The sequence below is a fragment of the Steroidobacter agaridevorans genome (assembly GCF_009932555.1).
GTDB lineage: Bacteria > Pseudomonadota > Gammaproteobacteria > Steroidobacterales > Steroidobacteraceae > Steroidobacter > Steroidobacter agaridevorans.
Map to the genome: position 1 here is coordinate 470,232 of NZ_BLJO01000008.1, position 21,368 is coordinate 491,599.

Sequence of the window (21,368 nt, forward strand, 5' to 3'; positions counted from 1 at the left end):
ACGTTCCAGGAGCGCGGTTTTTAAATGGGGCGGCTGGAGCCATCGGAGGTGCCTTCCTGTTGGCCAGCTGGCTTCCGTTTACGGAGCAGCCCGATGAAAGCGTAGACAGGACCTCGCCTCATGTGTGCGCTTTCATCGCTATCGCCCCTCGGGGACAACAGGGCGCCGGTCCGATGGGTGCGGGACCCCAGGGTAAATTTAATAAAATTAATGAGTTATGGTTGAGTGGACAGTCCGGCTGTAGGTCGACTCTCCGCTCATGGAGATCGCCTCGGATTGCCATCCATAATTGAAATTCTGCAAATTGATCGTTCCATAATCGATTTTATGCGTCCATAATCGGGTGGCGCCTTCCTGGCGGGCTACATCTGCGTTTTTATGCGAAGCAAGCGATCGGGAGACCCCGTGAACGACTTACCCGCTGATCCAATCGGCGCTGCATGGCTGGCTCGAGCCTATAACGTTCTGCCCCTAGGGCATTTGCCAGTATTGAGCCAGATCGGTGGTCGACGAGCGACCGAGATCAACGATGGACTCCGGCTCGAAACTTACCAAGAACTCATGAGACCCGCGCAGGAGCCGGCCGCCCAATTGCAATTTCACCTGCGCCACGAAGTTCCCCATCTGGAATTTCTGGTTCGGCTTTTCGGAAAAACGGGACCAGCCTTCATTCAATCATGGGTGGCAGCAGAGCCCACGGGGCAATACGCACGCCGCGCGGCGTTCCTCTATGAGTGGCTGACCGGCAATGCGCTGGACCTGCCGGCCAAACTTGGAGGCAACTATGTCGATGTGATCGATGATGCCAAACTGGTCGCCGCTTCGCCGGGCCGCGTGATCAAGATCCAGCGATGGCGAGTGAATAACAATCTCCCCGGTACGAGACATTTCTGTCCTATCGTCGTGAAGACCGATGCTGTCGCTCGGGCGTCGAACGTCAATGTAACTGAGTTATTCGAGAAACTGACCGCGGAGTTTGGCGAGGATCTGCTGCTGCGTGCAGCTTCGTGGATGACGCTCCGTGAGAGCCGAGCCAGTTTCGCGATCGAAGGAGAAGCCGACCAGGCCAATCGCATCGAGCGATTCGCAGACGTGATGGCTAGACGCACCGGTCAAGGTGATCCGCCGCTCACCTCCGCAATACTCGCTGAATTGCAGCGTGAGATCCTGGGAAAGACCACCCTGACTCAGTTCGGTATCCGGCAATCTCCCGTGTTTGTCGGCGAGATGATTCGACAACAAGAGATCGTTCATTACGTAGCGCCTCCAGCGGCGGAAGTTCCTGCGATGCTCGAGGGGTTGCACGTTTTCCTGCAGCGGACGGAAGGGCAGTCGCCAGTCATGCGCAGCGCCGTAGCGGCGTTCGGTTTCGTCTACATCCATCCGCTAGCTGATGGCAATGGCCGGGTGCACCGGTTCCTCATCAATGATGTGCTACGCCGTGACGACGCGATTCCCGACCCGGTGATTCTCCCGGTGTCCGCCGTTATTACCGATGATGCCGGAGAACGGCGCAGCTACGACCGAATCCTGGATCGAGTTTCCAAACCGCTGATGCAGTCGGTACGGGAGCACGTGGTGTTCGAGTCTAAGCAAACTGTCTACCCTGACGGAGTGGCATCCAATTTCACTTTCAGCGGCGATGATCTAGCGAAGCCCATGTGGCGCTATCCGGACTTGGGGTCACATGTGATCTATCTGTCAGACATCATCAGCCGCACGCTCACAGAGCAGATGCGCGAGGAGTCGATTTATCTGCGACGCCATGCGCAGGCGCGTGCGGCGGTGAAAGAAATAGTGGAGATGCCTGACCATCAGATCGATCGAGTCTTGCGTTCGATCGAGCAGAACGCAGGTAAGCTCAGCAACGTCCTTTCGAAGGAAATGCCGGTACTTCAAGAGGCCGGCGTGTGGGAGGCCGTCGTTGACGCTGCGTCGCGAGTTTTGGGTGAGACTGCTGTGGTCGATGAAAGTGTCATTGAGCGGTATCGGCCGGAGCGGACACCGGGACGATGATATGTGACCTTCGATATGATTTGTCGGGCGGCCAGTGCCCCGACGATGATGTGCGACGTTTTGACGACGCGCGGAGGCACTTAGTGCTCACGCGGCCGGCACATTGTTCCTGACATAGTATTGTCGCGGTTGATTGCCCCGGTCACGGCACTAACTCGCGCACGACAATCTTAGTATCGCCTCATAGTCATGCCTCCAAAAGCACAGCCCGTTGCATTACGAATCGAACTGCAGGGGATCGCGCCGCTCGTGTGGCGGCGGATCGTTGTCTCCAATCAGTGGACGTTTGGATCTCTGCATAATTATCTACAGTGGGTGATGGGCTGGCAGGATTCGCATGCGCATGAGTTTCGCGTCGGCGAACGCTGCATCGCTCCCGATTGGTGGATTCAAGAGATCGAACTCGATGGCGGGGCGCAGAGCTATCAAGACGAGCGTCGCGTTTCGGTCGCGGCAGTAGTTCGCGAACTCGGTGGTGTTGGTGGAGAGTTCGAATATCACTACGACATGGGTGACAGTTGGGTGCACCGTTGCGTCATCGAGATGACTCCTGCGGCTTGGCCAGAGCTCGAGCTACTTACCCCAGCTTGCACTAGTGGTGAGAACGCCTGTCCGCCGGAGGACGTCGGCGGCTCTCATGGCTATGCGCACTTCCTGGAATGCATCGGCGATCGATCGCATCCTGAGTATGCGGACACACTTCGATGGATCGGTGGCGTGTTCGATCCGAAGGGGTTCGACCTCAATCGTCTCAATCGGGATTGGAAGCCGGGCCGGCGAGGCGTTCGACAACCTGTGGAGCCCGGAGCCTAGAAATACCGGCGATCGACTGCGAGTGAGCGCGTGCTGTGGCGGCGCAAACCCGCCTGTCTTACGACGCCGCTCGGAGGGAGTGCTTCGCAGGTTGAGATTTGTGGACATCCGGGGAGCGCGCATCCGAGGCCACGCGTTCACTCTATTCATGAGCGGGTAATGAAAGCCTCCACCAGATCTATTGCCACTCGTTGTCGACGCAACCGTTGAGTGAAGTGACTTAGGTCCGCGTAGTGTTCTCTTCGAGCGCCGTCGTCATCGTGGAGCGACACATTCATAAGACTTAAACCTGCGATCGATACGCAAATAGAAACATCGTCGGGTGTCCAGATCAGGATGTAGATGTCCCGAATTATCTTCTGGCGTTTCTAGGGGGATGTGAGGAAGTGTCGCAAAGACTATAAAAATAGGCATTTCGCGTCTTTCGTAGTTCACGGAGGTGCTCGCTTTCTCAGCCCGAGACGAGCAAAGTATCACCCTGTAGTGGCACCCCAGAGCGATGTTGAGAAACCGCGATTTTGGGGCTGGCACCCACGAATTTGGAGTGACACCCCAGGAGCGAGGTGGCTTATGAACAAGCTCACAGACGTAGGGATACGCGCGGTATTGGCGAAGCCACGGAACGGCCGCGTCGAGTTGCCTGACGGCGCAGTGCCCGGACTCACGCTGCGAATTGGAAAAACGCGGGGCGCGACATGGTCGTTGATGATCCGCGTTTTCGGCGAGGGCGGCATCACCGATCGCGGCCATGGGCTCATGGGTCCGAAGCGACGTCTAACGCTCGGCTCCTATCCGCAGGTCTCTTTGCACGCCGCTCGGGCAAAGGCCAACGCGTATATCGATCAGGCGAGACGCGGTGAGAGTCCGGTTGAAGCGCTTGAGCGGGTAGCTACCGGCCGCCTCACTGTCGAAGGTCTGGCTGAGAAATTTCTGACCGACTATGTCCATCTCAAGCAACTGCGCGCCGCGGCCAGATACGAGATGGCCATTCGAGCTCACATCATTGGAGGCATAGGTCGGGTGGTGGCCGACATGCTCACTCGCGACCAGGTGCGCAGCCTCATGAAAGAGGTCATGGTTCAGGTTCCTTCAACTCGTGAAGGAAAGACGCGCCGTCGCGGTGGCATCGAAGCAGCGAGAAGCGTAGTGGCCGTGCTTCGTAAGATGATCAATTGGGGCATTCGTGAGCGGCTGCTGAAGCGCGCAGACAATCCAGTCTCGGGAATGGAGGACAACCTGCCGAAGAAGAGGAAAAAAGAGCGTGTCCTGTCACTGGACGAGGCGCAGGTCGTCTGGCATGCCGCTGGGACGCTTGGCTATCCGTTCGGTCCGCTCTATCGCCTGATCCTGCTAACGGGCTGCCGACCGGGCGAGTGGGCGCGATGTCGGCAGTCGTATATCGACCTCAAGCAGTCCCTGCTGGTCATTCCAGCGCAGGCATACAAAAGCGACCACGTGCATGTGGTGCCGCTTGTGCCGGTCGCGGTTCAGATACTCGAACACACTTTGGCGAACTACGCTGGACGACAGGGCGACTTCGTCTTCAGCGGCACCGACGGTCTCGCGCCGGTATCTGGTTGGTCGAAGGGGCACAGCAGAATGATGCAGGCTGTGACGGCGGTGTCCGGCGAGCGAGGTTTGGTGCCGTGGACTCCGCACGACTTGCGACGCACCGTCGCGACTCGGATTGCGGAGCAGTTGGGTGTTGGTGGTGAGCAGTTGATAAAGCGAGTTTTGGGGCACGCCGATGGCAGCGTCACGGCGATCTACAACCGATATGGCTATGTGAAGGAGATGCGCGAAGTGCTCGAGCGCTGGGCGGAGGATCTTATCGGCGCTGAGTTTGATGCTGCGAGCCTATGGCGGGAGTCGGACGCGTATGTGATCGTGGAGCCGACCGAAGCGGCGTAGGAGGGCGTGCGGCGTTCTGCCGGGCGTCAGCGGCGCACGCAGGTCGGGGACTAAAAGACCGCTCGGAGGCCGCAACGGCGCGGCGCTGCCGAGCGCTGAAGCTGACGGGTCATGACGGAGGGACCGAGTCAGCGTTCAATCAGAGGCGTGCTGGATGTGATGCGTGCGGCAAGCCAGGCCTGCACCTCCGACTCCACCCAGGCGACACGTCTGGGAGATAGCTGCACTCGCATTGGAAAGTCACCCTGAATTTGCAGCTGATAGATTTTTGTTTTGCTTAACCCGGTGATCGCTGCGACTTGTGAGAGCCGGAGCATGCGGATCGGTATGGCGCGCGGTGCATCTTGCTGTACTTCCGGTTGTGCCGGAGTGATTGGAGCGATCGGACGGCCGGCGAGCGCCCGCGCCTCGTCTTGCCCCGTCATGCGGGCTGGGCGCGCAGCTGCAGGTGAGGTGGGTATCGAACGAAGCGTTCGGGATGGATGCGAGTTCATGATCGTTACTCCTGATGTAACTTCGATGATTGAGCGGACGAAGTTCCACTCCATGGAGACAGCATCCCTCAGTGGCGAGGAAATGTCAGCGGGGAGTTTCGCCGAAAATTCGGCGAATTAAATCCCATAAATGTGCCGAGTTTCGACCCATTTACGTGTGGCGTTACTCAACTGTCGGGACGGTATTACTCGATAAAGATCATTCCTGACGGGCAGGGAAATGTCAGGTGGAGAAATTGACGAGAATGTATAAAAACAGATGCTGTGTTAGCTCTCTTCGGAGAGGGATTGCAAGGGGCGCGGGTGGGGGCGGCGCGTCGTTTCGGTGCTCGGTCCAAAACTTGACGGGACTGGTAGTCGGCTCGTGCTCGCGAGCTGCTGATGGTGCGCCCGGCGTAAGGCTGGCCGGCGGGAACCTTCGCGCCCGGAGACGATGAGCTAGTGCGGTTGCGGATTCAGCAAGTCCGGCGGGAGTGAGACATCGCCAACTAACGGTCGCGCGACAACTTGCGACGCCACGCGACCGTTTGCGATTGCCACCTACCCGTCACAAGCCATACTCGGCCCGTGCACGTTCGACGAATCGAGCGACGCCCTCCTGGCCTTGCCCGCGCAGCCACCGGATGAAACCACACGGCGGCCTACTTGCTCAGTCGACAGTATCGAGACGAACCTTACCACCATTGATGAATTCAGTGAGTTCGGATCGAATCTGTGCGTCCCGGACTGATATTGCCTTGACGATATCGTCAAACGGCACTCCGTCTGGTTCGGTCAGTTGGCTGTTCAATGCAAGCGCATTCTCCCAATCCATGCGCATGAGTTTCTTCTGCTTGAACTCATGCACTTCCTTGAGGAACGCCCACATTGGCTTATCGCTCTTCGAAATATTGAAAGACTTGTCGAGGAGAGAGCAATTGCCCAGGGCGTTCACAAAGCACGCGGCGTCGTAGCGCGACGTGAATCCATCTGGCGCGAGCTTCGCTTTCTCCTCGTCGGGGCCTTCGAAGCTGGCTTGCTTCGCGGCGACAAGCCGATTCACGAGCCGCTGCCACCAAGCGTCGGCGACTGTATGGTCCACCTCGAGTTTGCTCGTGCGCTTGCGCCCGGTACGCATGGGAACGGACGAGCACTCCCAGCGTGCCTTCTCCAGCCTGTGCCAGACCCAGAGGAACGGATAGTAGTTGTATACGCGCGAACGCTCGCGAACGACGGTGTTTGTTATGTGCGAGATCGCGCGCTGCGAGACTCGTTCCATCAGTGTATGGATGCCGCTGTCGACCGTCGTCAAGAACGTTTCGGCGGTGCAAGCATTTAAATTAGATGATAGAGAGTGCAGATCGCTGGCGAAGTCCTGGAAGTTTCGGACGGCAGCTTCGCCCCAGACATTCGCCCATTGAGAGCCGAAGATCCACCTGTCGAGGAAATGAGCGGAACGTTGCCGAAGCAGCTTCTCAAGATCATCTCGCTTTACGAGAGGTACGACCTGCAGCGAATCCAAGCGATCGAACACGAGGCGATACCACGTGGCAAACACGATTACTGCATTGAACGATCCTTGGTTCTCGACGAGATCTCGGTCTTCGATTAGCTGCGAGACCGCTGCGATTCTGGGCATAAGCGCTTTCCAGGCGCCGGCGACAGCGCCAGCCATGGAGCGGACGACATCCCCTTTCAGCAGATCCTTCGAATCGAGCAGGTTTCCCTTGCGATGATCCACAGCCCAGATGAACGAGATCAGGCGAACGATCTCGTCTGTCTCAACTTTGAATCCGCTGTCTTCCAAGCACTCCTTTAGCTGTTTCAAACACTCGCCAGCAGTCTTCCCATCGGTTTGCGAAAGAACCCAGCCCACCTTCAGCCACGCGAGGGTGATCTCCTCGCGAGTGAGTGTGCGGCCGGCAGTATTTAGCCGTGTGAAGATCGTGACGATCGCATCGCTGTAGTCATCCTTGCTCCATTGCGGCGTCAGCTGCAACGACTCGATCTGAAGCGCGTGTACGAAGCTGTTCGCCTTAACGTTCTCAATCACCTTCATGAACTGTGCTAATGGTCGCAGGAGCTCCGCTTGGGCGCTATCCGTCATGCTGTGTTGCTCAAGCAACGGCACCAGGATCTCTTCGTATTCGCTCTCCGAGAGATCCTTCTGCGCAAGATCCCAGAGGCGCGACAGTCGGATAAATCTGCCAGGATGCTCTTTGGCCGCCAACAGTGGGTGTACGTAGTTCGGTGGACGCACTTCGGTGGAACGTCCATTGGTTGCGTCGAGGACGACCCAATCCAGGATTTTTCCAGCCTCCAGCTTTCGCACTTTCTTGTCCTTCGCCCCGAGTTCGGACCGAAAGAGCGTAACATCCAGACAAAGCGATGCTCGAGACCAGTGGGCGCTCGGCTTCATGCGACGATCTTGAAGATCTGCTGCCCAATCCGCGTCATTCAGCTGGAATCCCCATTGATCTCCGCCCAGAGCTAGCACCAAGCTTTGAACGCGCTGCTGCCCGTCGAGGACCATCTGATACGTCGCAGGCTGGCCCAGTGCAGATGTTCCGGTACCACCGTTTGGGTTGACCCGATCCACGATTTGCCAGAAGGGACGGTGAGGGATGCCTTCGTCGCCATCAAAGCAGTCTGGTTTGACTTCCCAGAGCAGCAATGATCCAAACGGCCATCCCTTGAACAACGAGTCGATGAGCAAGGTGACTTGTCGCGGCGTCCATACATACGGGCGCTGCAAGTCAGGAATCACATAAGTCGCATTGACCGTTGCCTTCCTGATGATTTCCGCCAGGGGCTCCCGCTTTGAGTCGTACTTGATGCTCATTCCAGTTGGCTCGCTCAATGCGCCTCGAGTTCCCGTGCCCGCCCGATGGCGCGTGTTGATTGTTCTGTTCTAACCCATGATCGCATAGCAGGAGCATCGAATCCTTGAACCAGTTCGCCCAAAGGCGGGTGAGGAAAGGGGGCTAGTAGATGTACGGCTCTTGGTCTGGTTTGTCATGCGTCCGCGCGCTTATGTAGGGCTCCACAACCTTTCTGCGCCGCCGTCCGCTGCGTAGCATGCGATCTCGGACGGAGTCGCTATACGTTCGTGTAGCGACTCGCGCAGACCGTCAATAGCTACACAGAGGCCGGCGGTGCGTCGATACGAAAACGTGTCCGCAACGTATTCGCAGCTGAGAAGATGGGCACAGAGGCTCCGTCCATGCGATGGCGCTCGACTCCGCCCTTCCATTTGCTCGGCGGAACAGTGCGCGAATCGCATCGAGGGGTAAGTGAGTCGCGGTCACGAGTCCTTGGACCGATGGCGAGCCAGACATGCAGCTGGAATTTGTAAAACCCATGCCCTTTTGTTAAAGGCTGGCGCTGGTATTACCCGCGGGCCTCGCGAGCGGGAGGCGGCAATCCGTTGCGCCCGAGGCTCTCGGCTCGGTCTGCCGAAACTGGACTTTCGAAATGACGTGAGCCCCGTCGAGCCTCATCTCGCAAGTTTTAGGCATCGGGCTCTTTGCAAGTCACGGCATCTCCGGATCCAAGGGAAGAAAATGTCGGAGGACCTTACAAGAATCGGTTCGGATTTCAGGTTGCGCATGATTGCGGCACTGCCTAAAAGGGTGTTTAAGGGAAGGCTCGGCGAGCCACATCACCACATAAAGCTCGCAGTCGGATGATTCTTGTGTCGAACACACAGATTGTGATTCGACAGGCGGATTTCTTGGCGCAGTTGGGATAAGAACGTCACACAACTTCTTTGCGGCCTTGCGGCGGCCGCTCGAACAACGTGTCGATGGCTGGCGGATAAATACGGAACGCCGTGGCGTCGAAATGGTGGGACCAACTATGAGTTCTGTCTTGGTCGGAGAGTCGTGGCACCTGCTGGTCGGTGGCTTTCTTTCAGTTCTGCTGTTGAGTTTTATCTGGCTGTTCTGGATTCCAGCATGGCAGGTTGGTCGGCAGTTGCGACGTGTCCTCAAGGAAGTTGCTCAGGCAAAGAGTTCGTCGGATTTGGATCCAATCTTCGAACCCCACCTACGATTGCGCCATCTGTGGTCGGAATTCAGAGAGACCCTGCACGAGGAGCGCTACATCGACCCTCGATCAGCCATCTCCGAAGTCGTTGCTCTGAGGGCGACAGTACCGGCGGAACTATTCTTCACCGAAGACACCATCGTAAATGGCCCTCTTAGAGTCGAGTTTTTCAAGCACCTGCCCGGGATATTCACAGGCATAGGAATCATCGGCACCTTCACGGGATTGTTGCTTGGATTGAAGGGGTTTCATGTTTCCGAGAATCCAGGCGAAGCTCGAGCTGGTCTCGAGATCCTATTGGGCTCTGTTTCGGAAGCATTTCTCGTATCCGCATCGGCGATCGCTCTGGCCATGATCGTGACCTTGATAGAGAAGGTCTCGCTCGTACGACTTTATCGAAAGGTTCAAGAGCTAACACAGGCGATTGACGAGCGCTTCAAGGCTGGTGTCGGCGAGGAGTATCTTGCGCGTTTGGTAGGGGCGGCGGAGGAGTCGGCAAGCCAAAGCAGGATTCTCAAGGATGCGCTGGTTGGTGATCTGAAGTCTATCCTGACAGAGATCTCCGAGAAGCAGATAGCTGCATTCGCGACGTCTCAATCGCAGCTTGGTCGTCAGATTGGCGAATCTGTTGCGAGCCAGATCGGGCCACCGCTCGAACGACTGGCTGCGATCACAGAAGGAGTGCGAGGGGATCAATCGTCCGCAGTTCAGCAGCTGATGGCTGACATGCTCTCCAGATTCACCGATCGGCTGGAGGGTCTACTCGGGAGCCAAGTAACCGGTATCCAACAGATGCAGCAGCAAGCGATGGCTTCTTTAAACGAAGCAGTGCGCCAGTTGCAGCAAATGTCGGCCACCGTCGAGGGTGCTGGTCAGCGTGCAAGCCAAACATTGATGGAGAAGCTCGAGCACACATTGGGCAAGCTCGATCAGCGGCAGCTCGTGATGAACGAGGAGATGCGAAAGTTCGTCCACGAGATACGCGCGGCAGTCGGTCAGAGTCAGTCGGAGAGTCACCAGCAATTGCAGTCACTGTTGGCCGATCTATCACGACAGACCGGTGCCCTCGTGGGAGATCTTTCCAGCAAGAGCCAGTCAGCTGTTACGGCTATGAACGGGCAGGTCGAATCCTTGACGGTCAAGGTGGCTGAAGCGGTATCACAGATGAGTGCCGGTATGGCGCGTATGGAATCGGTGACTTCGGATGCCATTACGCGAATGAATGACGGCGCCGAAACACTGGCGATCGCTGTGGACGACTTTGCGAAGGCAGGCGTCGGGGTGTCGGCTGTGATGCAGGGGGCGAAGGAAGTGGGTGGCCAGCTAACACAATCCGCTAGCTCGCTTGCAGCTGCAAGCAATTCCATCGAAATGGTGCTAGGAGAGTCAAGAGCAGTGAGAGACTCGCTGTCCCAAATGCTGGGAGCAGTAAGCGCTGCTGTGGAGGCGGCCAAGAAGGAGGCTTCGATTACTGCCGACGTACTGGCGCGCTTGGAGGGGTCTGCCGGACGACTAGCCGTAGCTCAACGCTCAGCAGATGAGTATCTCAGTCAAGTCACCGACGTTCTGGCGACCTCGCACAAGTCGTTCGCGGATTCGATGCAGCAGACTCTTGGCAAGGCCAACAGTGAGTTCTACGAAAAGATGTCTACGGCAACGAAGCGGCTCCGTGAAGTGATAGCAGAGCTTGAAAGCGCGCTCGGCGGCGCGATGCCGCGCGTCGCGACTCGCGGCCGATAAGTCATGGCCTTTTTGAGGCTCGTAAAGGCCGGAGGGCGTTCTCGCGATGAAGCTGAGAAGCCATTCTGGATCTCATACGCGGATCTAATGACCGCATTGATGGTCTTGTTTCTCGTCGTGATGAGCGTTGCGTTGCTGGCAGTTACGAAGACTGTGACGCAGCAGGAGCGTGAAGAGAAGCAGCACCGAGAGGCAATCGAGAAATTTCTCGACGAAGTCGAGCGTGCAACAGTGAGATTCACCGGAGTGCGCGTTGATCGCGATCGACGCGTCATTGATTTCCAGGATCGCGCAAGATTCGAAAAGAACGTGTACCGGCTTAGCGCGGAACAAGGTGGGTTGCTGCGCGAGTTCGTTCCGGAGTTGCTAAAAATCGCTTCGAGCGATGTAGGAGAGAAAATTCTGAAGCGGGTCGTAGTCGAGGGATTCGCAGATCAGTCAGGAACGTACCTGTACAACCTCGATCTGAGCTTGAGGCGAAGCCAGGCTGTTCTCTGTGCACTGTTTGCGCCTCCGTCTGTCGAAGAAGTCCCCTTGACAGATGCTCAGCTTGCCGAAATTCGTGACCTCTTTGTGGTCGGTGGCTATTCCTTCAATGACGCACGGCTGACAGCAGAGGAGTCGCGACGAGTGGAGCTTCGGCTTGAGCTCTATGCGGTTGGGGATGAGCGGGTGTCAGCGCCGGCGGCGCCGGCGGGCGACTTCGGCGTATGCGCGCTGAGGTGATCGATGAGCGACATACTCAAACTCAATGAGGCGATTCAGAGGGCACTCGCCCTGAGCGAAGAGGCCTTTGTGTTTGATCACTCGGTGATAGACGCAGAGAACAACATCTTGAAGCAGATGCTGGGAAGCGCTGGGGGGGATCGCCCGCCCAAGGATCGGATGCGCGAAGCCGTTCTTCAGTTTAGGGAGACGAATGAGTTGCAGAATCCTGCCGCGGCGCGCTTCGTTTGCTTTGGCGCAGCCGAGCGGTTTGCAACTCGCGAGCCACCTCTGATCGAAGAGCGGGATAGATTTTCGAGATTGCTGGGTTTGATCGACGACTACCGTCCTGAGCCGAGGGGATTTCGGCGCTGCTTCCGGGGGTTGTTGCACACGTACATTGCGTACGACGGGGAGCATCGCGATACATGCGTCGAGGGGCGCGAAAACTGGCGAACGCTTCGCGATTATTTGCACGATCGAAAAAAGGATATTGTGGTGCAGGGCACCCAACCGGATTGGGTCGAGTGTATAAGTGAGCACTCCAATCTCCTGACTGCAGATCCAGCGAGTCGCTACGCGCCCGATCTATTGCGGGGAAGAAATGATGCTGTCGAAGAGATCAGATCTCGGCTCGATGTCGGTGACCGCTACTGGCTGATGCGAAGGCTGATCCTCGCTCAGATTGAGCACTCGACTCGAGAAGCGGATGCTCCGTTTGCGAGAAATGTTCAGAACTTACTGAGTCTCTTGGACAGTCACGAGGGTCTTGAGGATGAGGGCCTAGGTCTCATCCTCAATCGCTACGCAGCCATCAGAAGCCCATCGCTTCATGCAGGGCTTCGTGATCGGTCGGTGAGAACGTGGGGCAATCCTTGGATTACAGGCAACCGGAAGAAGTGGGCGCGGGTTAGTGACGCTGCATGTGCGCTCGTCACAAACTGGTTCAAGCTCCACGTTATTCGGACCTTCTTCGAGCTCATGTCCGATGATCGCCAAACCGACCAACGCCGGGTGAGATTTTGGGAGCAGTACCACGAGCAGATCAACGATATGTACTTTGCGCTTGGAAGCGCTACCCGCTATTCATCCAACTCGGCCGTGAAGGAAATGCGCCGTGAGATGGGCGATCGACTCCTTGGTCTTAGGAATGCCGGTGGAAGTTCAAACAACGCATTCATCATGATGATGGGCGATGTTGCTGCCGTGGAATTCGGGGTTATTGGGCACGCCTGTTTTCTTTACAAACGAGATTCGTTGCCGTTTGAGTTGCGAGGCGAGGTTAACGGCGGTACCGCCGACGACGGCTTGCGATCGCCAGACAATCTTGAGCGGCTGACACATGTTGATACGCGGCATGGAAGTTGGGAAGAGCACTTCGCAGATGCGCTACGGCGGCATGGAGCTGCGCGGACGGTTCTCCTTGCGACTGATCCCCCTGCCCATGCTCCACGCACGTCGGCTAACGATTCCGTGCTCAGCAGGCAATCGTTGCGCAAGTTCTGCGATTCCAATGGAATTGGCTGGCGAGATAAGTCAGCGGTTGGTGGGAATATCTCTGTGAACTTTCCGTACAACTCTGGTGAGTTCGCCGAGCGCCTCAAGAGATGGGGCTTCACCTTTAGCGAGCGCGGCTTCTGGTGGCGAAAAGGTTGGCCATCATGAAATGGTTCGTGCGCGATGCAGGCAGTGCACAGGAGCGATGGCGGGCGGACGTCACGGATGGCGGGCTCTTTTACTCGCAGGCGGCAACGGCTGGGCTCATTTCAAATCCACTCCTGGAGTCATTACTCGTTCAATGGACCGATTCGGGGCACGCTATTGAACAGGATGGAGGATGGATTCTGCCGTGGCGATCGGTTTATGAGCTGCTATCAGGTCTGGAGAACGGAGGTCAACTGGAGTCCATGGGCGTTCCGCCGGAAGCCCACTTGGCTCCTCAATTGGTCAGTCGAGGTTCGCTGATAGATCGGGAATTCACAGTCGCAATCGCCGGGTGGGTGGATCACAACGGTCGGTCTGTGTCCGGTGTCACTGTGCTCGGCGCCACCGCAACGATCAATGGACGAACGACGTTACTGTCGAGGTCCAGCTGGGAACTCATCCGGCGGGTGTCCTCGTTTGCGCAGCGCTCAGACGCAGAGCGGGATGAGCGAACGCAGAGAATCGCGTGGAGTGAAATCCGCAGCCTGGCGTTAGCTGCGGGTGCCCGACTCGACCGGTTTCTATTCAGCACAGTGGTCCTGTCTCCGGAACGTCTCAAGATTGGTCTGCGGCAATCCGGGGAAGGTCAGTCACGCGTCATCGAAGTCACTCCGGGATTCGAGGGTTGTCCTGAAGACTGGCTGACGAGCTTCGATGCGCACGCTAGCGTGCGAGATCGCTACGACCTGCCGACGGACAACGGCATTGTGCAAGTCGTCGTGAGGCCGGAGGTTCGCACGGTTCTCGAGCAGATCAAGAGACTCCCGGGGCGGCGGGTGGCAGGCGTGCGTGCCGAGGCTTTCGTCACCAACCCGTTCGCTGCGCTTGGTGAGGCCGCTTCCGCAGTTATCGATCCTACGGAGTTCGAAGCGGAGCGCCAGCGCGCAGGGCTTTCGTTCGATCGGTTTACTGCTTTCGTGGTGCGCAACGAGTCGGGTGCGCCGACAGACATGGGGATTCTGATCGAATGCGGCGCTGGTCCGGAGGCAAACAGCATTCGGGAGTCCATGTTAGCCGAGCAGGTGCCGGAGTTTGTGCAAGAGGTTCGGCAAAGTCTCGCTGCTGGGCGCCAGTTGCACGCGTGGAAAGAGTTCGAGTTCGAGCTGCTGGGCAACGTCGAGCAGGAACTTGGCCAACTGGAACGAGCGGCGGCAGAGTGGAGGAATTCGGGGGCGCGCAAATCCAGTATCACGTTCGACGCCATCTATGATCTCTCGGGTTACTCCGATCGCATTCAGGGAATTGGCGAAGAAAAGCCCTATGTATCGCCGTACATCGCTCGCAAAGACGAGAAGGCGGGTTGGTTTCCAGACAACCTAGTCAACATCATTGAGCTTCCGCCGGAGAAGCCCGGAGAACGTCCTCGCTACATTCCGCTTACGCCAAAGGAACTGGAAGACATTCGAAGACGCGTTCAAGAGGCGCGAAGCAATGGCGAGTCAGAGATTGCTGTACCGGGCATTGCTGAGCCCTTACCGATCGATGAGATCGAGGACGTAGTTTCTGCATTCGCGGGAGCACAGATCGATGCAGAGAACGGCAACTTAGAGGAAGTCGTACGGGAGAAATCCAAGCCAGTCCCGAGAAAGGGATTGGTTATCAAGCCCAACGTAGTTTCGGTGGACTACGTCGAACGTCGCACGGAAGTCCTTCGTCCACCAACCAAGGCGTCAAGCCTTCCCCGTGGCCTGCGCGACACCGTTCAACTAAAGCAGCATCAAGTGGAGGGCGTCGCATGGCTGCAGCACCTCTTCAGTTGCTCACCCGATGAATGCAGGGGGGCACTGCTCGCGGACGATATGGGATTGGGAAAGACGTTGCAGCTCCTGACGCTCATTGCCTGGGCTCATGAAAAGGATGCGAGCTTGCCGCCGGCTCTCGTGGTGGCGCCGGTAGCGCTCCTGGAGAATTGGAGGGACGAGGCCCGGAAGTTCTTCAAGCCCGGCGTCCTGACGATTCTGGAGGTTTACGGAGACACGCTTGCCAACTTGCGCGTGCCCAAGCACGAAGTCGATGAGCAACTCCGGCGCGAGGGATTGGTCAAGTTCCTCAAGCCCGGCTGGAGAGGTCGCGCAAATGTAGTGCTGACGACCTACGAAACACTGCGAGACCTTGAGTTCTCGTTCGCCGCCGAGAAGTGGTCCATCGTCGTCTGCGACGAGGCGCAGAAGGTCAAGAATCCCAACGCGCTCGTCACTCGCGCGGCCAAGAAGCAGAACGCTAGATTTCGCGTTGCCTGCACAGGTACGCCAGTCGAGAACACGTTGACCGATCTGTGGTGTCTCTTTGATTTCATTCAGCCGGGATTGCTTGGTGCACTGAACGAGTTCGGTCAGCTCTATCGACGGCCGATCGAAGCGAAGACCGATGAACAGAAGGCCAAGGTCGATGATCTGCGCAAGCTGACCACGCCTCAAACGTTGCGGCGCCTGAAATCAGATGTGGCAAAGGACCTGCCCGAGAAGGTGTCTGTTGAGGAATGCCGCGCGCTGTCGCTGTCTGCGTTTCAACGCAATCTCTATGCGCAATCCGTTACGCAGTACTCGCGCCGATCGGAGCCAGATGCCATCACTCCGTTCAAGAACGCGCTTGGGCTGCTGCAATACCTTCGGCTCATCTGCACAGATCCACGACCCTACGGTCTGTCGGGCTTCAAGCCAGAGCCGCTATCGAAATACCGTGCGAAAGCTCCGAAGATGGATTGGCTGCTACGGACGCTCAAGACGATTCGAAGCAGGGGTGAGAAGGCTCTCATCTTCTGCGAGTTCAGGGACATGCAGATTCTGATTCGTCACTACGTCCAGGAAGAACTCGGCTACGCGGCGGACATCGTCAACGGCGACACGTCAGCTTCCTCTGCGAATGATCAAAGCCGTCAAAAGCGCATCCGTTGGTTTCAGGAGCGGCAAGGATTCGCCGTCATCATATTGTCTCCGCTGGCTGTTGGCTTTGGCGTGAACATCCAGGCGGCCAATCACGTCATCCACTACACGCGTACGTGGAACCCTGCCAAGGAGGATCAGGCAACTGATCGCGCTTATCGCATCGGTCAAGAGAAGGATGTCTATGTCTATTGTCCCGTAGTCAGTGCCGACGACTTCAAGACATTTGATGTCAGGCTCGATGAGCTACTCGAGTACAAGCGCAGTCTTGCGGAAGACATGTTGAATGGCAGTGGCGACCTCGGCGCGGGAGACTTCGACATTGGCCAGGTCGCGCCACCGGAGAGCCCGAAGCCTGAATCCCGATCACTTACCTTCGATGACGTTCTGACGATGCAGCCGAGATACTTCGAAGCGTACGTCGCCGTCCTCTCAGGGCGGAAAGGCTACTCCTCCGTTGCGCTGACACCAGCTGCCGGTGACGACGGCATCGATGTCGTGGCAATCAGGGATGGCGAGGGCGAGCTGATTCAATGCAAGACATCGCAGCGCTCTGACCGCGAACTCAGTTGGGAGGCGATCAAAGATGTTGTGACCGGCTGTGCGAGCTACGCACAGCGATACCCGGGGGTGAGATTCAAGAAGGTTTGCGTAGCCACTCAGATGTTCAATGCCGGCGCGCACCGGCACGCGCGATTGAACGACGTGGAGTTGGTGGACGGACGGCGGCTGGCCGAGCAGCACCATCAGTACGACATCACACTGGACGAGGTTGATCGGATGCTTTGGCACGGCTCGTAGGGCAAGAGCCATCGGGCGCCTCGGGCATCGACATGATATCTGCGATGCCCTATATTGGCTATCAGGATCAATAGCTTACAATGCTCAGCTCGGCGGATGGCGTCATTTGGCCGGGACTGTCTCTCAGCACTAACCGAAGAATCACTCGACTCGATGGCAAAGGCACGAACCAAGAAATCCGGGAACGGTACCAACAGCCCGTTGGGCTTCGAAGCTACGCTCTGGCTCGCCGCAGACAAGCTGCGCAACAACATGGACGCAGCGGAGTACAAGCACGTCGTGCTTGGGCTCATCTTCCTCAAGTACATCTCCGATTCATTCGAGGAGCATCACGCGAAGCTCGCGGCAGGCGAGGGCGACTATGCCGGCGCGGATCCGGAGGATCAGGACGAGTATCGTGCCGAGAGCATCTTTTGGGTACCGAAGGAAGCTCGCTGGTCGTATTTGCAGGCGAATGCGAAGCAACCGTCGATCGGCAAGATCGTCGATGACGCGATGGTCGCGATCGAACGCGACAATCCTCGGCTCAAGGGTGTGCTCCCGAAAGATTACGCGCGGCCAGCACTGGACAAGCATAGGCTTGGCGAGCTGATCGATCTTATCGGTACGATTGGCCTTGGTGACAAGGAGAATCGCGCCAAAGATATTCTCGGCCGCGTATACGAATACTTTCTCACCCAGTTCGCGAGCGCCGAGGGCAAGAACGGCGGGCAGTTCTACACGCCTTCATGTGTCGTGCGTGTACTGGTAGAGATGCTTGCGCCATACAAAGGCCGCGTTTACGACCCGTGCTGCGGTTCAGGCGGGATGTTTATCCAGTCCGAAAAATTCGTCGAAGCCCACGGCGGCAAGATCGGCGACATCAGCATCTACGGACAGGAAAGCAACCCGACCACCCGCCGCCTGGCTGTGATGAATTTAGCACTGCGTGGAATCGAAGCAGATTTCGGTCCGGAGCATGCCGATACATTTCGCCGCGATCTGCATCCGGATCTGCGCGCAGATTACGTGCTCGCCAACCCGCCTTTCAACGATTCCGACTGGTTCCGCAAAGACGACGACGTGCGCTGGCAATACGGCGTGCCGCCGAAGGGGAATGCCAACTTCGCCTGGGTGCAGCACTTCGTGCATCACCTCGCACCGAATGGCGTCGCCGGCTTCGTGCTCGCGAACGGCAGCATGTCGTCGAATCAATCCGGCGAAGGCGAGATCCGCAAGGCGCTTATCGAAGCCGACCTCGTCGATTGCATGGTCGCACTTCCCGGCCAACTCTTTTACAGCACGCAGATTCCGGTGTGCCTTTGGTTTCTCCGCAAGAACAAAGTTTCCGCACCCTCCTCCGTGAAGCAAGGGAGGGCCGAGGAGAGGGCGCGGGAGTCAAAGCTCCGAGATCGACGGAAACAAACCCTCTTCATCGACGCCCGCAAGTTAGGAGCGCTCATCGATCGCGTCCACCGCGAGCTGACTGATGACGACATTCAGAAGATCGCCAGCACCTATCACGCATGGCGTGGTGACCCTGTGTCTACCTCTCTCCCACTTCCAGGAGAGGAGGAGGCTAACAACGTCACCGAGTACGCCGACATTCCCGGCTTCTGTAGATCCGCAGCACTCGAAGAGATTGCGTCGCATGGATTTGTGTTGACCCCGGGACGGTACGTTGGGGCAGAAGAGCAGCAGGATAATGGAGAGCCATTCGAGCAAATGATGAGGCGGCTAGCGACACTGCTATGTCGGCAGCAAGAGGAAGCGCGAAGATTAGACGCTGAAATCGCCGCCAATCTCAAGGAATTGGGTTATGGGGGCTAACTGGCGATCGGCGACGGTAAGTGAGCTGCAGCGCGAGGGCGCGCTCCTTGTGGAAGACGGGAACCACGGGGAGTATCGGCCTCGGCCTGATGAGTTCGTCCAGAGCGGGATCAGTTTTATCCGAGCTGCGGATATGGAGGATGGTCAAGTGCTCTTCGACGGGGCCTCCAAGATTAGCGATTTGGCTCGCAAGAGGATAACCAAAGGGGTTGGCAAACCTGGCGATGTGTTGCTCTCCCACAAGGGCACGGTCGGCAAGGTGGCGCTTGTGCGAGATGACGCACCACCCTTCGTCTGCAGTCCTCAGACAACTTTCTGGCGCACGCTCGATGAAGACCGAGTTGACCGTCGATACCTTTACGCATTTCTGAGGTCGCCTGGCTTCCATGAGCAGTTGAGGACTCGCTCGGGCGAAACTGACATGGCTCCCTATGTCAGCTTGACATCGCAAAGGGGTCTGTCCGTTCACCTCCCGCCCATCGGCCATCAACGGCGAATCGCCGACATCCTCGGCGCCCTCGACGACAAGATCGAAGTGAACCGCCGAATGAATGAAACGCTGGAGGCGATGGCCCGCGCGCTATTCAAGTCATGGTTCGTGGACTTCGATCCCGTTCGCGCAAAGATGGCTGGCCGCGATCTCGGCCTGCCGAAAGACATCGCCGATCTCTTTCCGGATCGCCTCGTGGTGTCGAATCCTGGGGAGGTGCCAGAAGGCTGGAGCGCGAAGGAGCTCGGGGTATGGGCCAATGCTCTCTCTGGCGGCACACCGTCGAAAGCCCAATCCACCTTTTGGGACGGTGAGATTCCATGGGTCAGTCCAAAGGTGATGACCTCGATTCATGCTGACGAGGCCGACGCACATGTAACAGAACGAGCGATCGGTTCTGGTACGCGGCTGGCTCCTGTCGATTCGACGCTTATCATGGTTCGCGGTATGGGGCTGCACGAAGGTGTCCGTGTAAGCCAAGTGCGTGCGCCAGTAACATTCAATCAGGACGTAAAGGCCCTCGTGCCAAACGGCATTGATCCCGTCCTGCTACTGTTTTCGCTGTTGCATGCTCAACCCTCTCTTCTCAAACGAGTCGAAACCTCCGGGCATGGAACGGGAAAACTGCCCACCGAGGTCCTGCTTTCTCACCGAATATCGATGCCGAGCCTTCCAATACAAACACGCCTTTCGCAGCCGCTGCGCGCGCTGAACGATCGAATTGCGTTGGCTCGTCAAGAAAGCCGCGATCTGTCCGTCATGCGGGATGGTTTGCTGCCGAAGCTTCTTTCTGGAGAAGTACGAGTATCGAATTAGTGCGACGTGCTCAACGAGAGGGAAACAATGTGAGTACCGGTTCGAATAGGGCAGCGATCGACGAGACTCGCGCCGCTGCGCAATCCGCCCTTGAGCAGATTGAGAGGATTGGGCAGTCAGCCGAAAGCGAGCGCAACGCCGCGATCAATTCTCGCGCTGAGATCGAAAGGATCTTGGGCGAGGCTCGATCGCTGCTTGGACAAGTTCAGCCGATCGTGGCACAAATCACTGCCGCTCAATCGCAAGTAGTAAGCGATCAGGCTGTAATCGCAACGAAGTCTGAACACATACAGAATGCGCAGACCCATGCTGACTCGGTGCGATCAAACCTCGACAAGATCTTCACGACTTGTAAGCAGCACCAGACTGAGGCCGAGGTAGCGCGGACTGCTGCACTAAACTCTTCTGAGCGCGCCACGCAACTCGTCGCAGAGATAACGGCGGCCGAAGCCGCAGCGAAGAGAGATATCGCAGAAGTTCGCGCTGCGCAAGCGCAGGCGGACGACTCTGCGGCGAGAACGAAGGGCCTTGCAGACAAAGCGGAACAAATAGAGGCCAAGGTTGCTGAGTATGAGAAGCGCCTCGCTGGCTTCGAAGCTAAGTGCCAAGAACAGTTGAAAGCGATCGAGGCGTTACTTCCAGGCGCAACCAGTGCGGGGCTCGCCCATGCTTTCGACGAGCGCCGTAAGACATTCTTGAAACCTGCAACTCGGTGGCAGTGGCTTTTCGTTGGCTCGGTAAGTCTTCTAGTTGTCCTTGCGGCAACTGGGCTTTGGCATGTGTACACGGTGCAGGACTCGCTCACCTATGACGCTTTGCTTCGCCTTTGGTTGGCCAGGCTGCCGATCGCGGGTGCGCTCATCTGGCTAGCGTTGTACGCAAGCCGAGAGTCGGCCCTTGCCAAGCGTCTTGAGGAAGACTACGGCTATAAGGCCGCGGTTGCCGCTTCGTTTCAGGGCTTCTTCAAGCAGATGTCCGAAGCTGCGGCGGGGACGGGCGAGTCCGTGGCTCCTTCTATCAAGTTATGTGCGGATACATTGGCCACGATCGCTACGCCGCCAGGTCGCATCTACGACAAGCACGCGCTAACTGTTACACCAAGTGGTGAGATTGCTAGCACTGCCAAGGCCATGGTCGAGACCGCGAGGGCGTAACTTCGAA

Annotated in this window: 12 protein-coding genes; 10 read left to right on the forward strand and 2 right to left on the reverse strand. The window is 57.5% G+C overall.

Translation table 11 applies throughout. From position 1 onward, the window contains the following. Window positions 1-405 precede the first annotated feature (405 nt). The 3 genes from GYH35_RS27815 (at window position 406) to GYH35_RS27825 (ending at window position 4,740) form a co-directional block, all read left to right on the forward strand. Window positions 406-2,016 (forward strand): Fic family protein, encoded by a 1,611-nt coding sequence (locus GYH35_RS27815; RefSeq protein WP_161813475.1) that lies wholly within the window; start codon window positions 406-408, stop codon window positions 2,014-2,016. A 189-nt stretch (window positions 2,017-2,205) separates the two neighbouring features. Continuing rightward, window positions 2,206-2,829, forward strand: a complete 624-nt coding sequence (locus tag GYH35_RS27820) for a plasmid pRiA4b ORF-3 family protein (RefSeq protein WP_161830113.1) — start codon at window positions 2,206-2,208, stop codon at window positions 2,827-2,829. 570 nt (window positions 2,830-3,399) lie between these two features. Continuing rightward, complete coding sequence (locus tag GYH35_RS27825; protein ID WP_161830114.1) at window positions 3,400-4,740, forward strand: tyrosine-type recombinase/integrase; 1,341 nt, start codon at window positions 3,400-3,402, stop codon at window positions 4,738-4,740. A gap of 128 nt (window positions 4,741-4,868) precedes the next feature. On the opposite strand, the gene GYH35_RS27830 is transcribed toward GYH35_RS27825, so the two are convergent. Both GYH35_RS27830 and GYH35_RS27835 read right to left on the reverse strand, forming a co-directional pair. Continuing rightward, window positions 4,869-5,288 carry a helix-turn-helix transcriptional regulator gene (locus tag GYH35_RS27830; RefSeq protein WP_235936868.1) on the reverse strand — a complete coding sequence of 140 codons (420 nt, stop codon included), beginning with the start codon at window positions 5,286-5,288 and terminating at the stop codon, window positions 4,869-4,871. A gap of 595 nt (window positions 5,289-5,883) precedes the next feature. Continuing rightward, window positions 5,884-8,055: a DUF262 domain-containing protein gene (locus GYH35_RS27835; protein WP_161830115.1), complete on the reverse strand. Its 2,172-nt coding sequence runs from the start codon at window positions 8,053-8,055 to the stop codon at window positions 5,884-5,886. A 1,016-nt stretch (window positions 8,056-9,071) separates the two neighbouring features. Here GYH35_RS27835 and zorA point away from each other — a divergent pair. The 7 genes from zorA (at window position 9,072) to GYH35_RS27870 (ending at window position 21,361) form a co-directional block, all read left to right on the forward strand. Then, window positions 9,072-11,000 (forward strand): anti-phage ZorAB system protein ZorA, encoded by a 1,929-nt coding sequence (gene zorA, locus GYH35_RS27840; RefSeq protein WP_161830116.1) that lies wholly within the window; start codon window positions 9,072-9,074, stop codon window positions 10,998-11,000. A 3-nt stretch (window positions 11,001-11,003) separates the two neighbouring features. After that, window positions 11,004-11,726 (forward strand): OmpA family protein, encoded by a 723-nt coding sequence (locus tag GYH35_RS27845; RefSeq protein WP_161830117.1) that lies wholly within the window; start codon window positions 11,004-11,006, stop codon window positions 11,724-11,726. 3 nt (window positions 11,727-11,729) lie between these two features. Continuing rightward, window positions 11,730-13,370, forward strand: coding sequence for an EH signature domain-containing protein (locus GYH35_RS27850; protein WP_161830118.1), 1,641 nt, complete (start codon window positions 11,730-11,732; stop codon window positions 13,368-13,370). Further along, a complete protein-coding gene (locus GYH35_RS27855) occupies window positions 13,367-17,092 on the forward strand; it encodes an SNF2-related protein (protein WP_161830119.1) in 3,726 nt (1,241 codons plus the stop codon). The genes GYH35_RS27850 and GYH35_RS27855 overlap by 4 nt, the downstream gene beginning before the upstream one ends. A 153-nt stretch (window positions 17,093-17,245) precedes the next feature. Beyond that, complete coding sequence (locus tag GYH35_RS27860) at window positions 17,246-18,901, forward strand: class I SAM-dependent DNA methyltransferase (protein ID WP_161830120.1); 1,656 nt, start codon at window positions 17,246-17,248, stop codon at window positions 18,899-18,901. Next, complete coding sequence (locus GYH35_RS27865) at window positions 18,891-20,207, forward strand: restriction endonuclease subunit S (RefSeq protein WP_161830121.1); 1,317 nt, start codon at window positions 18,891-18,893, stop codon at window positions 20,205-20,207. The genes GYH35_RS27860 and GYH35_RS27865 overlap by 11 nt, the downstream gene beginning before the upstream one ends. A gap of 29 nt (window positions 20,208-20,236) precedes the next feature. Then, on the forward strand, window positions 20,237-21,361 hold the full coding sequence (locus GYH35_RS27870) for a hypothetical protein (RefSeq protein WP_161830122.1): 1,125 nt from the start codon (window positions 20,237-20,239) through the stop codon (window positions 21,359-21,361). Window positions 21,362-21,368: the final 7 nt, after the last annotated feature.

Bases quoted from the DNA above. Each gene is read 5' to 3' on its own strand.
- GYH35_RS27820 (WP_161830113.1), top strand. From the start codon at position 2,206: ATGCCTCCAAAAGCACAGCCCGTTGCATTACGAATCGAACTGCAGGGG.
- GYH35_RS27825 (WP_161830114.1), top strand. From the start codon at position 3,400: ATGAACAAGCTCACAGACGTAGGGATACGCGCGGTATTGGCGAAGCCA.
- GYH35_RS27830 (WP_235936868.1), bottom strand. From the start codon at position 5,288: ATGGAGTGGAACTTCGTCCGCTCAATCATCGAAGTTACATCAGGAGTA.
- GYH35_RS27835 (WP_161830115.1), bottom strand. From the start codon at position 8,055: ATGAGCATCAAGTACGACTCAAAGCGGGAGCCCCTGGCGGAAATCATC.
- zorA (WP_161830116.1), top strand. From the start codon at position 9,072: ATGAGTTCTGTCTTGGTCGGAGAGTCGTGGCACCTGCTGGTCGGTGGC.
- GYH35_RS27845 (WP_161830117.1), top strand. From the start codon at position 11,004: ATGGCCTTTTTGAGGCTCGTAAAGGCCGGAGGGCGTTCTCGCGATGAA.
- GYH35_RS27850 (WP_161830118.1), top strand. From the start codon at position 11,730: ATGAGCGACATACTCAAACTCAATGAGGCGATTCAGAGGGCACTCGCC.
- GYH35_RS27855 (WP_161830119.1), top strand. From the start codon at position 13,367: ATGAAATGGTTCGTGCGCGATGCAGGCAGTGCACAGGAGCGATGGCGG.
- GYH35_RS27860 (WP_161830120.1), top strand. From the start codon at position 17,246: ATGGCAAAGGCACGAACCAAGAAATCCGGGAACGGTACCAACAGCCCG.
- GYH35_RS27865 (WP_161830121.1), top strand. From the start codon at position 18,891: ATGGGGGCTAACTGGCGATCGGCGACGGTAAGTGAGCTGCAGCGCGAG.